This is a genomic window from Rhodococcus sp. KBS0724 (assembly GCF_005938745.2).
Classification (GTDB): domain Bacteria; phylum Actinomycetota; class Actinomycetes; order Mycobacteriales; family Mycobacteriaceae; genus Rhodococcus_F.
In genome coordinates this window covers 3,591,406-3,605,215 of record NZ_VCBX02000001.1, presented here as the reverse complement: position 1 = coordinate 3,605,215, position 13,810 = coordinate 3,591,406, and the positions used below count along the sequence as shown (strand labels likewise).

At 63.1% G+C, this 13,810-nt stretch carries 15 protein-coding genes; 7 read left to right on the top strand and 8 right to left on the bottom strand.

Features of this window, described 5'->3' with window-relative positions; genetic code table 11:
* Positions 1-2 precede the first annotated feature (2 nt).
* Both FFI94_RS16610 and FFI94_RS16605 read right to left on the bottom strand, forming a co-directional pair.
* Entirely contained in the window at positions 3-272 is a 270-nt protein-coding gene (locus tag FFI94_RS16610) for a DUF5703 family protein (protein ID WP_221937755.1), read from the bottom strand.
* Positions 273-274: 2 nt separating this feature from the next.
* Positions 275-1,300 carry a hypothetical protein gene (locus tag FFI94_RS16605; protein WP_138868816.1) on the bottom strand — a complete coding sequence of 342 codons (1,026 nt, stop codon included), beginning with the start codon at positions 1,298-1,300 and terminating at the stop codon, positions 275-277.
* Positions 1,301-1,487: 187 nt separating this feature from the next.
* Here FFI94_RS16605 and FFI94_RS16600 point away from each other — a divergent pair, with 187 nt between their 5' ends.
* The gene (locus FFI94_RS16600) at positions 1,488-1,889 is read left to right on the top strand and encodes a hypothetical protein (protein ID WP_138868815.1); all 402 of its coding nucleotides are present in this window, start codon (positions 1,488-1,490) and stop codon (positions 1,887-1,889) included.
* On the opposite strand, the gene FFI94_RS16595 is transcribed toward FFI94_RS16600, so the two are convergent.
* The 5 genes from FFI94_RS16595 to FFI94_RS16575 all read right to left on the bottom strand — a co-directional run bounded on the left by FFI94_RS16595 (position 1,870) and on the right by FFI94_RS16575 (position 6,565).
* Positions 1,870-2,763, bottom strand: coding sequence for a heme ABC transporter ATP-binding protein (locus tag FFI94_RS16595; RefSeq protein WP_138868814.1), 894 nt, complete (start codon positions 2,761-2,763; stop codon positions 1,870-1,872). The two genes, FFI94_RS16600 and FFI94_RS16595, sit on opposite strands and share 20 nt — an antisense overlap.
* On the bottom strand, positions 2,760-3,845 hold the full coding sequence (locus FFI94_RS16590; protein ID WP_138868813.1) for an iron ABC transporter permease: 1,086 nt from the start codon (positions 3,843-3,845) through the stop codon (positions 2,760-2,762). The genes FFI94_RS16595 and FFI94_RS16590 overlap by 4 nt, the downstream gene beginning before the upstream one ends.
* Positions 3,842-4,855 carry a hemin ABC transporter substrate-binding protein gene (locus FFI94_RS16585; protein ID WP_138868812.1) on the bottom strand — a complete coding sequence of 338 codons (1,014 nt, stop codon included), beginning with the start codon at positions 4,853-4,855 and terminating at the stop codon, positions 3,842-3,844. The genes FFI94_RS16590 and FFI94_RS16585 overlap by 4 nt, the downstream gene beginning before the upstream one ends.
* Complete coding sequence (locus tag FFI94_RS16580) at positions 4,852-5,535, bottom strand: heme oxygenase (biliverdin-producing) (protein ID WP_138868811.1); 684 nt, start codon at positions 5,533-5,535, stop codon at positions 4,852-4,854. The genes FFI94_RS16585 and FFI94_RS16580 overlap by 4 nt, the downstream gene beginning before the upstream one ends.
* A 94-nt stretch (positions 5,536-5,629) precedes the next feature.
* Entirely contained in the window at positions 5,630-6,565 is a 936-nt protein-coding gene (locus tag FFI94_RS16575) for an aldo/keto reductase (RefSeq protein ID WP_138868810.1), read from the bottom strand.
* 245 nt (positions 6,566-6,810) lie between these two features.
* Here FFI94_RS16575 and FFI94_RS16570 point away from each other — a divergent pair, with 245 nt between their 5' ends.
* Genes FFI94_RS16570 through FFI94_RS16555 form a run of 4 tightly spaced genes read left to right on the top strand, consistent with a single transcriptional unit; the run spans position 6,811 to position 9,874 of the window.
* Positions 6,811-7,656, top strand: coding sequence for an undecaprenyl-diphosphate phosphatase (locus tag FFI94_RS16570; RefSeq protein WP_092807715.1), 846 nt, complete (start codon positions 6,811-6,813; stop codon positions 7,654-7,656).
* A gap of 58 nt (positions 7,657-7,714) precedes the next feature.
* A complete protein-coding gene (locus FFI94_RS16565) occupies positions 7,715-8,410 on the top strand; it encodes a histidine phosphatase family protein (protein ID WP_138868809.1) in 696 nt (231 codons plus the stop codon).
* Between the two features lie 54 nt (positions 8,411-8,464).
* Positions 8,465-9,064: a DUF3090 domain-containing protein gene (locus tag FFI94_RS16560; protein ID WP_138868808.1), complete on the top strand. Its 600-nt coding sequence runs from the start codon at positions 8,465-8,467 to the stop codon at positions 9,062-9,064.
* 3 nt (positions 9,065-9,067) lie between these two features.
* A complete protein-coding gene (locus FFI94_RS16555; protein ID WP_138868807.1) occupies positions 9,068-9,874 on the top strand; it encodes an SCO1664 family protein in 807 nt (268 codons plus the stop codon).
* On the opposite strand, the gene FFI94_RS16550 is transcribed toward FFI94_RS16555, so the two are convergent.
* Positions 9,871-10,314 carry a MarR family winged helix-turn-helix transcriptional regulator gene (locus FFI94_RS16550; RefSeq protein WP_138868806.1) on the bottom strand — a complete coding sequence of 148 codons (444 nt, stop codon included), beginning with the start codon at positions 10,312-10,314 and terminating at the stop codon, positions 9,871-9,873. The two genes, FFI94_RS16555 and FFI94_RS16550, sit on opposite strands and share 4 nt — an antisense overlap.
* Before the next feature lie 87 nt (positions 10,315-10,401).
* Here FFI94_RS16550 and FFI94_RS16545 point away from each other — a divergent pair, with 87 nt between their 5' ends.
* Positions 10,402-12,531 (top strand): MMPL family transporter, encoded by a 2,130-nt coding sequence (locus FFI94_RS16545; RefSeq protein ID WP_138868805.1) that lies wholly within the window; start codon positions 10,402-10,404, stop codon positions 12,529-12,531.
* A 10-nt stretch (positions 12,532-12,541) separates the two neighbouring features.
* Complete coding sequence (gene mshC, locus FFI94_RS16540) at positions 12,542-13,783, top strand: cysteine--1-D-myo-inosityl 2-amino-2-deoxy-alpha-D-glucopyranoside ligase (RefSeq protein ID WP_138868804.1); 1,242 nt, start codon at positions 12,542-12,544, stop codon at positions 13,781-13,783.
* The last annotated feature ends 27 nt before the right edge of the window (positions 13,784-13,810 follow it).

The window sequence follows — 13,810 nt, the reverse complement described above, 5'->3', positions numbered from 1 at the left end:
GCTCAGTGAGCAATGCCGTCCGGGTTGTCCACGTGTAACGGTGTCTTCTTGCGCCGCAGCAGGACCCGACGGCTGCCGTCGGGGTACAGCCGAACCTGCGAGAGTTCCCAACCGCCGAACTCGGCGGAAATCGCCAGGCGCATCGACGCCGTCACTCGTGAGACATGGGGCGGTAGTTGCAGCGGCAGATAGTCGAACACGTCGTCGGACATGTCCCACTGCGGTGACGGGGTACGTCGCAGATGTGGTGATACACCGTTGTGCCGCTGCATTGTCAGCCGTTCCGAGTGGGGATGACCTGTACGCCGTCCCCGGTTGCGGAGCCGACGACGAGGGTTCCGGTGCTGGAATCGACCGCGAGGGAATTGGGCTGACGAACGGTGTTGTATCGGTTCGTTTCCACCGGGATTCCCGACGAGAGGTCGAGTCCGACAACTTCGTTGGAAGCCGTCAGAGTTACCCACACACGATCGGCGGTCTCGTCGTAGGCCACTGCGTACGGCGAATCACCGACCGGGAACCGCTGGCGCAGGAGAAGGGGATCGGCGGTGAAGACCAACAGTTCGTCGCCGGTGGTGTCGGTGACGAGAATACGACCGAAACGGTCCGTCACGAGGTGCGTCGCGCCTTCTCCGGCACGCAAAGCCGATCCGAGTCGATCTTCCTCGAGGTTGATGTCGGTGAGCGAGGTCTGACGATGGTCGAGGGCGCTCACGTTGTCGCCCGTGACGGCAAGTTCGTCGACCGATGCGAGGCCTGAAATAGTTTGTGATGTATCAGAACTCGGGTCGACAACGTGAACTGTGCCTCGCTCGGTTCCGATCGCGATGCGGCCGTCGGCCAACTCGACTGCGGAGTTGGCCGGGTCAAGGGAGGGAAATGTCGTCTGCTCGCCGGACGTCAGATTCAGCTTCACAACCTGGTTGTCCATGGACAACAGCGCGTTTCCGTCGGAAGCGATGGACACGTCCCGGATGTTGCCGTCGATGCTGACGTCGCGGCCGGTCATTGCCGCGCTCGAGGACTCGACATCGTCGGCCGCGACGATCCGAACAGTGGGCGATTCCTGCGATACGAGAAGTACGTTGCGCGTAACCGGATCAAATGTGATGGAATCGATCCGACCCGAATACGGATGAACGACGCCGTCGAGCGAATTTGTCGTGGCAGGCGACGCTACGGCGGTTGCCGGATCAATCGTCTGGAGCTTGGTCTCGCCGTCGTCGGAAGAACATCCTGTCACCAGCATCAACGCCGCCCCCATCGCTGCTGTGGTGGTGCGGAGCCCAATGCGAGTCATGGTGTTGATTCCTCGTTTTCTACTCGAGACGGTGTTTCAGCGGAGCGCGCCTGCACTCGATCATCCCTGATCGCTGCGAATTGGTTTTCATTGCATCGGAGTGCACCGGTCATTCCGTCTGCCGATCGCACGCGATACCGTACAAATACGGATTTCCGCCCACGCGGCAATCCTCGAGGAGCTCACTGTGATTCCTGTCGAACCCACCGAATCCGCTGCGGAACGACCTGGCGGATCTTTCGGCGATTTCGAGATCGAAGATATTTCGGTAGGCCCGTATGCTCACGGTTTCGGCAGGTCGGAGGGGAGAACTTTCGCATTTCGGGTTCGCAAGAGTGTTTTGTACGTCGAGGTATACCGCGATTACTGCGAGCGCACCGTACCGAGTTCTGAAGACGTGATCGCCACGGCCAATCGTTCGGTGACCGATGTGGACCTGACCGATGAGCGCAGCATTTCTGCTGTGGTGCGAGACGCAGTTCATTCTGCGGAGTCGGATTCGTCACATTCTCCGGCTCGAGGTCCCGGAGTGACCACGTTGCGCGGAGTCCTTGATCGGCTCGGCTCGATTATTGATTCCGTTCGCTGACACCGGCTTGCCGACTTTCCGTGTTCAGAGAATCACGTCGCGGTATCACCAACGTCGCGCCGGTTCGTGGATGATCGAACACTTCCACGGGATAGCCGTAGACACGGGTGAGTAGATCTTCACGCAGAACCGACGCAGGTGGACCGTCGGCGGCAATGCGGCCGCTCTCGAGGACGACTATCCGGTCCGCATAGGCGGCAGCCAACGCCAGATCGTGCAGAACGACCACAACGGCGTCACCGTCGGCGGCGCGGCTGCGTGCAACGGACATGACTGCTTCCTGATGCCCGAGATCGAGTGCGGCGGTGGGTTCGTCGAGGAGAACCGTCGACGTTTCCTGCGCCAGAACGCGGGCGAGCGCCACCCTGGCCTGCTCGCCGCCCGACAGTGCGGCAAACGGTCGATGGGCAAATGCTTCGACGTCACAGGTTTTCATTGCTGCCGCGATAGCGTCGCCGTCGCGATCCTCTCGGGCGGTGCCGGCCCACGGCGCTCGGCCCATCGTGACAACTTGCCGAGCGGTGAACGAGAAGCCGATGGTGTGTTTCTGGGGGAGTACGGCCCGCCGCCTGGCCATGTCCAACGGTGTCCAGTGATTCAGGTCGGTTCCGTCGACGTCGACGCGGCCCGAGACGACGGGCTGATCGCCTGACAGCGCGGCGAGGAGCGTCGACTTGCCCGCGCCGTTCGGGCCGACGAGGACAACTACTTCGCCGGCGCGCACGTCGACGCTGACGCCTTCGAGGATGTGCCTGCCACCGCGTTCTACGGTGATGTCCCGCGCTTGCAGCGTGATGTCACCGCTCTGCGGATTCGACGGTTCCGGTGGCGTTCGTCCGAACAGTTCGCGCCAGTTCCGGGCGATGCTGCTCATGCCCACCCGCCTTGCTGTGAACGGGTGCGTCGGAGGAGCCAGAAGAAGAAGGGTCCGCCGACCAGTGCTGTGAGCATTCCGAGGGGAAGGTCGGCGTTGTCGATCAGAGAGCGTGATCCGAGGTCGGCGAGGAGTAGTACCAATGCGCCGGTCAGTGCGCTTGCCGGGATGAGTGCGCGGTGGCCTGGGCCGACGACGATGCGCATGAGGTGGGGAACAACGAGTCCGACGAACAAGATGATGCCGGTGAAGGCAACGCTGGCCGACACCAGAAGCGCAACGATCAAGACCGCCAGTTGCCGTAGCCGCTCGACGTTGACACCCAGGTGCCTGGCGGCGTGCTCGCCGAGAGCGAGGAGATCGAGGCGCGACGCGATAGCCATGGTCGCCGCGATTCCGGCGACGGCCATCGGTGCGACCACCATCACCGAACTCCAGGTGGCGCCGTTGAGGCTGCCGAGTTGCCAGAACACGATCTGATCACGTGCCGACGGGCTGGCGATAAAGGTGAAGAAGGCGATGAGTCCGCCGGCAAATGCGTTCACTGCCACACCGGTCAGGACCAAGGTGACCACTTCGGTCCGGCCCTCGTGGCGGGCGAACAGATACACGATTGCCGTGGTCACGAGTCCGCTGACAAACGCGGCTGCGGCGATGGCCCAGCCAGCGACAAAACTACCACCGACCACGATGACTGCGCTGGCTCCCACCGCTGCACCCGAGGACACACCGATCACACCCGGTTCGGCCAGAGGATTCGCGAAGACGCCTTGCAGTAGGGCACCGGAGCATCCGAGTGCCGCGCCGACGCAGATGGCCAGAACGACGCGGGGGAAGCGCACCTCCCACAGCGTGACTTCGCCGCTGGGGTGGGCGGGCATCGGGCCGATGTCCAGGCCGATGCGGTGCATGATGCTGCTGAGCACCTCGAGTGGTGACGTCGGCACCTGACCGATGCACGCGGAGAGCACGGCGACGATCACCAACGCGACGGTGAGTCCGATCAACACCCCACTCACTCGTGAGCGTGATGCCGGTCGCGGTGCCGATTTCTCGACGGCTTTATCTGTTTCTGTACTCACGAATCAGCGGGTCCGTAGATTGCTTCGGCGAGCGATTGCATCACTCGCCCGGTATTGGGGCCGAAGCTGAGCAGGACGCCGTCTTCCATGTCGACGACCCGCTGGTTCTTTCCGGCCGGGGTCTGGGCGATGCCGGGGATCTTCTCGAGACCGTCGATTCCGCCGATGGAAGCGAGACCGTCGGTCATCATCAAAAACGCGTCGGGCGCTGCTGCGATGAGTGCCTCACTGGTGATGGGCGCAAACTTCTGTGTGATGCCGGACGCTGTTCCGGCATCGACGGCGCCGAGTGCCTCGATGAGTGAATCGGCTCCGGATCCGTCACCGCCGATCATGGTGATCGCTGATCCGCGGAGGTAGAGAAACGCGATCTTCAGGGGATCGCGGTCATCGGGGACCAGATCCCGCGCTGCGTCGATTTCGCTCTCGGTTCGACTGACCAGCGCCTTGCCCTGCTCCGGTACACCGAGGGCGTCGGCGACGGCCTGGATTTGTGACGGGACTCCTTCGAGCGTGCGGGTCGGATCGAAGAAGACAACGGGGATTCCGGCTGCCCGCAGTTGGTCCTGCACACTCTGCGGGCCGATGCTCGTGTCGGTGAGAACGACGGTCGGGTTGAGATTGAGAATCGCTTCGGCACTGAGCGACGAACCGCCCACCGTCACGACCGGGACGTCTTCGACGGCCGGGAACTTGGCCGCTGTGTCACGGCCGACCAGGTTGTCCCCGAGCCCGAGTGCAACGGTGGTTGCGGCAAAGGTTCCGTACCGGTCGGCGGCGACGATCCGACTGTTGTCCGTAATCGTGACCGGGACACCGTCGAAGCCTGTGACGGTGGCGGGCAGCGCGGCAACGGGATTCTCACTCACCGGTGTGGGGCTGGAATCCTCGAGTACCGCAGTGCGAGCCTGCGTTGAGCCGGCGCCGCCGGCGTTGTCCGCCGACCCGCACGCGACCAATCCGAAACCGGCAACCGCGATCAGTGCTGCGGCGGCCCAACGCTTGCTCATTTGACGAGGTAGCTCTCGATGTCGCCCTCCAGATCGGCAAACAGATCACCGTTGAGGCGGTAGGCCAGATTGACCTCGTCGATGAACTTCTGCTGATCGTCGGGGGAAATTGCTAGTGCGTCGAGATTCGCGCGGTACGCGTCCTTGAACGGCTTGGGCTTGGGGATGCCGTCGAAGATGTAGAAACGCAGGCCGTCGGTTTCGAAACCGTACGCGCGCTCCAACATGCGGCGGATGATCTGACCACCGGACAGATCGCCCATGTAGCGAAGGTAGTGGTGTGCCACGAAGCCGGCCGGCCAGTCGAAGGCAACTTCCTGCAAACGCGCCACGTACCGCTGCGTTGCGGGCAGTGCCTCGAGGCCCTCACGCCAGTTCGGTCCATTCAGAAACTCGAGATCGGCCTCGAGCGCTGCGACGCGGAGGAGATCGTCGGAGAGGAACGGGTTGACCAGTGCGTTGTCGGCATGCGCACGGCCGGCTTCCTCCAGGCTTGTGTAGACCAGGTACGTCTGTCCCAGTAGCGCCGCGTATCCGGCGGTGGTCAGTTCGCCGCCGAGCAGAGCGCCGACGAACCGTGACTGCTCGGTTTCGCGGTGCGCTGCGTCGGTCTGCGCTTTGATGCGTTCGGAGAACGCCGACGCGTCGGCGGGACTGTGGTCTACGTCAAGCGTGGTCATAGGTTCTCCTCTAGCTCAGGAACGTGTTATCTACTAGGTTAGCCTGCCCTCGCTAGGTGGGTAATTCGGGTATTTCGATGAGTGAGACCCGAAGTTACGCACTCACGTCGTCGAGTGCTGCAGCGATCGCAGCGGGCAACTCGAGTTCCTCGGCTACCAGCACACCCGTCAGTTGTGCGAGGTCCCGAGTGCCGACGACGGCACTGGCAACTCCCGGGCGATCGCGGGCCCATGCGAGAGCAACAGCCAACGGTGAGGTACCCAGACCGTCGGCGGCTGTAACGACCGCGTCGACAACCCGTACCGAGGAATCGGTGAGATAGCTCTGCACGTGGCCGGAATGTGCGTCGTCGGCCCCGCGGGAATCGACGGGAATCCCGCCCCGGTACTTGCCGGTGAGAACGCCGCCGGCGAGGGGGACAGCGGCAAACACTCCGACGCCGTGGTGTGATGCCGCGGCAAACAATTCCTCTTCGACGCCGCGCGCCAAGAGGGAGTACTCGGCTTGGGTGGCGGTGAGAGATGTTGTGCCGCAAGCTCCGACGGCGGTAGCCAACTGCCACCCGAGGTATCCGCGCACACCGACGTAGCGGACTTTGCCGCTCGAGACCGCGTAGTCGAGAGTTGCCGCGACCTCGTCGACCGGGGTCAGCGGATCCCAGGTCGCGACCTGCCACATGTCGAGGTAGTCGGTGCCGAGTTCGCGCAGTGTTGCGTCCAATTGGCGGAGCAGGCCACGCCGTGAGCAGTCAACGCGATCCGTGCCGATCGGGTTGGGGTTGATCCCCGCGCTCGAGCTGACGATCAGTTCGTCGCGGGGGACGACGTCGTCGAGAAGTTCGGCAAGGAGTCGTTGCGCGGCGCCGTCACCGTACGCGGGGGAACTGTCGACCAGGGTTCCGCCGGCCTCTGCGAAAGCCAGAAGTTGTGCGGCGGCCTCGTCCCCGTCCGTGTCGCGTCCCCAGGTCAGTGTGCCGAGCCCAAGTCGAGACACCCGAAGTCCGCTCGTTCCGACTGATCTGTGTTTCATCAATGCCGTCCATCTCACGCCCGACCCGAATGCGTGCGTCGCACCCGGGAGTTCTCACCACGTGCAGACTAGTGCTCGCCCGACCGAACTCGGGGGATTCGGGCATCAGCGTGCCGGACTCGGCACGTCAGGCGACGCCCCGGTAGCGTGACGCCAGTGAAAAGTGAACTCGCCCCACGAAACTGTTGTGTAGTAATCCCATTCGAATCAGTCCAGTTCGAAAAATTTGTGCAGGCGGTTCTCTGATGGGTGAGGCGATGACATGGCTACAGGCCATGGTCCTGGGGCTCGTGCAGGGATTGACCGAATTTCTTCCCGTCTCGTCGTCGGGGCACCTGCGGATCGTCTCCGAGATTTTCTTCGGAAGTGACGCCGGTGCGTCCTTCACCGCGGTGACTCAGCTCGGCACCGAACTTGCGGTCCTGATCTATTTTGCGCGCGACATCGTGAGGATCGTCACCGCATGGTTCCGCGGGTTGTTCCATGCCGAGCATCGCGGCGACCTCGACTACCGGATGGGCTGGTACGTCATCATCGGTACCCTTCCCGTCGGTATTCTCGGTTTCCTGTTCAAGGACCAAATCCGTACCGGCGCACGCAATTTGTGGTTGATCGCCACGATGCTCATCGTGTTTGCGCTCGTGATCGCCGCCGCCGAGTACTACGGACGTAAGTCCCGACCCATCGAATCCCTCACGGCGCGCGACGGCATAATCATGGGTTCGGCGCAGGCGCTTGCCCTCATTCCCGGGGTGTCCCGTTCGGGTGGAACCATCAGTGCCGGTCTGTTTCTCGGACTTACGCGCGAGGCCGCTGCACGCTATTCGTTCCTGCTGGCAATCCCGGCGGTGCTCGCGTCGGGGCTCTTCAGCCTGCCCGACGCCTTCGAACCTGCGGGCGAGGGACTGAACGCCAGCGGCCCCCAGCTGTTCGTCGCGACGGTCATCGCGTTTGCTGTCGGCTACGCGGCCATCGCGTGGTTGCTCAAGTTTGTGGTCAATCATTCGATGTATTGGTTCGTCGGGTACAGAATCGCTCTCGGCGTAGTCGTCCTTGCGTTGCTGGCCACAGGGGTTGTGTCCGCGACATAACGCCGGTTTCGACGTCGACCGTCCGCCGCGCAATGCCCCGCCCCATTAGGGTTATGGCATGACAGTTGTCCTTCTGCGGCACGGGCGGTCGACGTCCAATACGGCCCACACACTTGCCGGTCGAACGCCGGGTGTGGAACTCGACGATCACGGCCGGAAACAGGCCGACGGCGTCGTCGACAGGTTGGCGGGTCTCGACATTGCCGAGATCGTCCGCTCGCCGCTGCTGCGGTGTGAGCAGACGGTGGGTCCGCTTGCCGCCGACCGCGGATTGACTCCCGTTGTCGAGGAGCGCCTCGTCGAGGTGGACTACGGCCAGTGGACGGGTCGTCCGCTGAAGGACTTGCTCGAAGAACCGCTGTGGAAAGTTGTGCAGCGCCACGCATCGGGTGCCGTCTTCCCCGACGGTGAAGGTCTGGCGCAGGTGCAAGCGCGGGCGGTTGCCGCGATTCGTGAACACGACAGAAGACTTGCCAAGGAGCATGGCAAGGATGTCGTCTGGATTGCCTGCACACACGGCGACGTCATCAAATCCGTACTGGCAGACGCGTACGCGATGCATCTCGACTCGTTTCAGCGCATCGTTGCAGAACCGGCGTCGATGAGTGTGATCCGATATTCCACCACCTCGCCCTTCGTGCTGCGCGTCAACGACACCGGAGACGCATTGGCGGCGATCGGTCAGGCCAAGGCGGCAACCAACGGCTCCGCCCCTGAGCAGGAATCCGTGCCAGGCGGCGAGGTCGGAGTGTGATCGTGACGGATAATGGGTATCCAGGGAAGTTCCGCTCGAATTCGAGGAGGTGCAATGTCGCGCGCGATTCACGTATTTCGCACCCCTGACCGATTTGTCGCAGGGACCGTGGGAGAACCCGGTGACAGGTCTTTTTATCTCCAAGCCGTGCACGAGGCACGAGTTGTGAGCGTGTTGCTCGAAAAGCAGCAGGTGCAGGTACTGGCCGACAGGATGGGTCTACTCCTGGAAGAGGTGCATCGCCGTTTCGGCACCGAGGTTCCACCGGAAGCCGGTGACATCACCGACCTCAGTCCGCTGGTTACTCCGCTCGACGCCGAATTCCGCGTCGGCACGATGGGATTGGGCTGGGACGCAGATGCCGGCGCCGTCGTCGTGGAACTTCTTGCAGTCAGCGAAACCGAGTTCGACGAGTCGGTAGTGCTGGACGATTCGGACGACGGACCCGACGCGGTCCGCGTGTTCTTGACCCCGGAGCAGGCGCGCGAATTCTCGCTGCGATCCGAGCGCGTGATCGCCGCGGGTCGTGCTCCGTGTCCGCTGTGCGGCGAACCCCTCGCTCCGGACGGGCATATCTGTGTCAGGACAAACGGATATCGCCGCGGTGATTCTTTCGGATTCGCGATCGACGACGCAGACTCCGACGAGGACTGAGCGGTGTCGAGGCCATCCGGGCTGGACGTCCAACTCGAGGGTGAGTTGACGGTGATCGGTCAGATCACCACTGCCAGCAACGCAACCTTGGTGTGCGACGCCGTTCTCGGCGACGAGTCGATGCGGGTCGTCTACAAGCCGGTGCGCGGCGAGCGCCCGTTGTGGGACTTCCCGGACGGGACTCTCGCGGGGCGAGAAGTGGCGTCGTATCTGGTGTCGGAAGCTCTGGGGTGGGGTGTCATCCCGCGAACGGTGTTGCGCGATGGACCTTTTGGCCCGGGAATGGTACAGAAATGGATCGACACCGTCGACCGTCACGCTGATGTGCTCGGTCTGCCGGAGATCGTGGATCTCTGTAGCCCGGACAATGTTCCGCCGGGATGGTTCGAGGTTCTTCAGGCGTTCGATTCAGCGGGCGAACCGGTGTCGCTGATTCACGCCGATGATCCGCGGCTGCAGCGGATGGCAGTCCTCGACGTCCTCATCAACAACGCAGATCGCAAGGGCGGTCATGCCCTCGAAGGGATCGACGGCTCCGTGTACGGCGTCGACCACGGCATCTGCATGCACACGGACAACAAACTGCGCACGGTGTTGTGGGGCTGGGCAGGCCAGCAAGTTCCCGGGCCGTTGATCGCGGATGTCGCGGAATTGGCAACTACCGTCGACGGCAGTTTCGGTGACGAACTCTCGGAACTGGTCACCGACGAGGAAATCGAGGCGCTGGCTCAGCGGGCGCGCGAGTTGACGGTGTCGGCAGTCATGCCGGTGCCGAACGGGCATCGAACGATCCCGTGGCCGGCGTTCTAGTTTTCGTTGTACTTGGGATTGAGTTCCGGGGACCGAACCAGCCGAAGTAGCTGTTCGCGCAATGCCGCGACATCGCTGAAACCGAAGGCGAGGGCGGCTTCGTCCTTTTCGAGTTCGAGTAGACGTTCGTAGGTCGCCTGGCCGGATGCGGTGATGGCGATGACGCGTCGTCGTTCGTCGCGAGGATCGGTGTCTCGGGTGACGTACCCGGCACGCTCGAGGCGATCGACGGTCCGGCTCATCGTCTGGTCGGTGACCCGAGCCGTCTTGGCGATGTCCCGCTGCGACGCGGGGGACGTGGCGATGGAGTGCAGGACGATAAGACCGGCGTGTGTCATGTCCTGGCTGCGCAGGACCTGCTCCCACGAGTGTTCGACGAGGCGCGCCGCAGTGGACAACAAGCGGCCTGTCGGCCAGTTTTCGAGCCCGTCCTCGGCCACTCTCCTGCCTTCCGTTTGCAATTGTTCAGCTTACTGAACAAAATAGGGGACCAACACGCATCAGCCAACCCGAGCTCAGGAGAAACCGTGAGCACACCCACGAGTACGCGTCGTCGCCTGAGATGGATTGTGCCAGCTCTGCTGGTAATCGGCTGGTTGGCGATCGGAGGTTTCGGTGGGCCGTTTGCCGGAAAACTGAGCACAGTGCAGCAGAACGACAACACGTCCTTTCTGCCCGCATCGGCGGAAGCAACCGAGGTGTCGAAGCTCCAGGAAGGTTTCACCGATACACGATTCGTCCCGGCCATTGTCGTCGCAGAACGTTCGGGTGGGATACAGGGCGGCGACAGCGCCTTCCTGACGGACACCGTCGGAAAGTTTGTCGGAACCGAAGGATTTGGTGGCGCGAGCTCGCCCGCGATTCCGTCGGCGGACGGTCAGGCGTTGCAGCTGTTCCTGCCGATCGACAGCACCGTCGAGGTCAAGACCTCGGTGAAGGAACTACGTGCTGCGCTCGAATCTGCGCCGGAGGGGCTGACGGTACTGGTGACCGGTCCGGCCGGTCAGGTCGCCGATCTCTCTGCCGCTTTTGCCGGCATCGACGGTCTGCTGCTGTTGGTGGCCGGATCAGTCGTGATTCTGATCTTGATCGTGGTGTATCGCAGTCCGATCCTGCCGTTCGTGGTCATTTTCTCGGCGGTCTTCGCGCTCGGCTTGTCGAGCCTGTTGGTGTATCTGCTGGCGGACGCCGACGTCATCGCGTTGAACGGTCAGAGCCAGGGCATTTTGTTCATCCTGGTATTCGGCGCCGCGACCGACTACGCGCTGCTGCTCGTCTCACGCTATCGCGAGGAACTGCGCATCGAGCAGGACAAATACTCGGCGATGCGGGTGGCATGGCGTGCGACGCTGGAACCCGTCGCGGCCTCCGCCGGCACCGTGATCGCGGGCGTTCTGTGCCTGTTGCTGTCGGATCTGAACTCGAACCGTGGACTGGGACCGGTCGCTGCCATCGGAATCGCCGCGTCGTTCCTCGCCTCGATGACATTCCTGCCCGCCATTCTGGTCCTGTTCGGACGTACCGCGTACTGGCCGACGAAGCCGAAATTCGACGCCGACGTCGCTCATCACGACGAGGCGAACGATCACCGGTTCTGGGCCGGACTTGCCGCTAGAATCGGGCGGCATCCGCGCCGCTTCTGGGTCGCGTCGACGCTGGTGCTGGTTCTCTTCGCGCTGATGATGCCGCAATTCAAGGCCAGCGGTGTGGCGTCGTCCGACGTGTTTCTGCTCGACGTGGACTCGGTGGCGGGCCAGGAGATTCTCGGTGAACACTTCGATGCCGGATCAGGTTCCCCGGCAATCGTGATCGCTGATGCGGATCAGCTGGATGCAGTTGTCGCGGCAAGTCGAGTCGACGGAGTCAGTGACGTCACTGTTGTGCAGAACGGGGGAGCGCCGCTTGTTGTCGACGGCCGTGTCTCGCTCGAGGCGACGCTGACCGATGCCGCCGATTCGATCGAGGCCGAAAACACGATTGTGCGACTACGTGATTCAGTCCACTCCGTCGAGGGGGCCAACGCCTTGGTCGGTGGCGTCACCGCAACGGATCTCGACACCAAGACCACGTCTACCCGCGACCGCACCCTGATCATTCCGGTGGTTGTGCTCGTCGTCTTCGTGATCCTCGCACTGTTACTGAGATCACTCCTTGCACCCTTGCTGCTGATGGGCACCGTTGTGCTCTCTTTTGCTGCGACACTGGGTATTTCGTCGCTCGTGTTCGATCACGTCTTCGGATTCCCCGGAGCAGATCCGGTGGTGCCGCTGTTCGCGTTCGTGTTCCTGGTCGCTCTCGGGATCGACTACAACATCTTCCTGATGACCAGAGTTCGGGAAGAGGCACAGAAGATCGGCACGCGGGCCGGCGCGCTTCGCGGACTGACCGTCACCGGCGGCGTGATCACGTCCGCCGGAGTTGTTCTGGCAGCAACCTTCTCGGCCTTGGCTGTGATCCCGCTGTTGTTCCTCGCGCAGATCGCCTTCATCGTGGCCTTCGGTGTGCTCCTCGACGCGCTCATTGTCCGATCGCTGCTGGTCCCGGCGCTGACGTACGACATCGGGCAGAAAATCTGGTGGCCGAGCAAGCTGGCGTCAACGCCCGAACCAGTGCCAGATCAGCCAGCACCTTCCGAGCCGTCGACGAGTCTCCACTAGGCTCGCCAGTATGCAGTCTTGGTCCGATACCGCACTCCCGTCCGTACCTGGTCAGGGGCCGCCGTTGCGGCTGTACGACACAGCCGACCGTCAGGTTCGTCCGGTTACCCCCGGGAAGACCGCCACGATGTACGTCTGTGGCATAACACCGTACGACGCCACCCATCTTGGGCACGCCGCCACGTACCTCACTTTCGACCTCGTGAACCGCATCTGGCGCGACGCCGGACACGACGTTCACTATGTCCAGAACGTGACAGACGTGGATGATCCGCTCTTCGAACGCGCCAACCGCGACGGCGAAGACTGGATGGTTCTCGGGATGCGCGAGACAGTGCTGTTCCGGGAAGACATGGAGGCACTGCGCGTGCTTCCGCCCAAGGACTACATCGGTGCCGTCGAATCGATCAACGAAGTTGTCGAACTCGTCGAGAAGTTCGTCGCATCCGGCGCGGCGTACATCGTCGACGACGCCGAGTTCCCCGACGTCTACTTCCGGGCCGACGCCACCGAGCAGTTCGGCTACGAATCCGGCTACGACCGCGAGACGATGGAGAAGTTCTTCGCCGAGCGCGGCGGCGATCCGGATCGCGCCGGCAAGCGCAATCCACTCGACGCGCTTGTGTGGCGGGCCGTCCGTCCGGGTGAGCCGTCATGGCCGTCACCGTTCGGTCCGGGTCGCCCCGGCTGGCACATCGAGTGCGCGGCCATCGCACTCAACCGCATCGGCTCCGGCTTCGACGTCCAGGGCGGCGGCAGCGACCTCATCTTCCCGCACCACGAGTTCTCGGCGGCGCACGCCGAATGTGCCACGGGTGATCGTCGATTTGCGCGTCACTACGTCCACACCGGCATGATCGGTCTGGACGGCGAGAAGATGTCGAAGAGTCGCGGCAACTTGGTGTTCGTCTCGAAACTTCGTGGCGAGGGAGTCGACCCCGCAGCGATCCGTCTCGGACTGCTCTCCGGCCACTACCGCCAGGACCGGGCCTGGACCGAACAGGTCCTCGAGGACGCCCAGGCGCGTCTGAAGGTCTGGCGTGAGGCAGCGGCCTTGAGTTCCGCTGCGTCCGCCACCGACACCGTCGCCCGTCTGCGTCAGCATCTCGCCGACGATCTCGACACCCCCAAGGCTCTGGACGCCCTCGACGGTTGGGCACGCCGCGCAATCGAAGGTGGGGGATCCGACGCACAGGCACCAGGCGAGTTCGCCGATGCCGTCGACGCTCTGCTGGGAATTTCGCTGCGCTGAACCATCTGCTGTGCGCCTTTGTCAACC

Coding starts and splice junctions, on each gene's coding strand:
- FFI94_RS16610 (WP_221937755.1), bottom strand. CDS start 272: ATGCAGCGGCACAACGGTGTATCACCACATCTGCGACGTACCCCGTCA.
- FFI94_RS16605 (WP_138868816.1), bottom strand. CDS start 1,300: ATGACTCGCATTGGGCTCCGCACCACCACAGCAGCGATGGGGGCGGCG.
- FFI94_RS16595 (WP_138868814.1), bottom strand. CDS start 2,763: ATGAGCAGCATCGCCCGGAACTGGCGCGAACTGTTCGGACGAACGCCA.
- FFI94_RS16585 (WP_138868812.1), bottom strand. CDS start 4,855: ATGAGCAAGCGTTGGGCCGCCGCAGCACTGATCGCGGTTGCCGGTTTC.
- FFI94_RS16580 (WP_138868811.1), bottom strand. CDS start 5,535: ATGACCACGCTTGACGTAGACCACAGTCCCGCCGACGCGTCGGCGTTC.
- FFI94_RS16575 (WP_138868810.1), bottom strand. CDS start 6,565: ATGAAACACAGATCAGTCGGAACGAGCGGACTTCGGGTGTCTCGACTT.
- FFI94_RS16570 (WP_092807715.1), top strand. CDS start 6,811: ATGGGTGAGGCGATGACATGGCTACAGGCCATGGTCCTGGGGCTCGTG.
- FFI94_RS16565 (WP_138868809.1), top strand. CDS start 7,715: ATGACAGTTGTCCTTCTGCGGCACGGGCGGTCGACGTCCAATACGGCC.
- FFI94_RS16560 (WP_138868808.1), top strand. CDS start 8,465: ATGTCGCGCGCGATTCACGTATTTCGCACCCCTGACCGATTTGTCGCA.
- mshC (WP_138868804.1), top strand. CDS start 12,542: ATGCAGTCTTGGTCCGATACCGCACTCCCGTCCGTACCTGGTCAGGGG.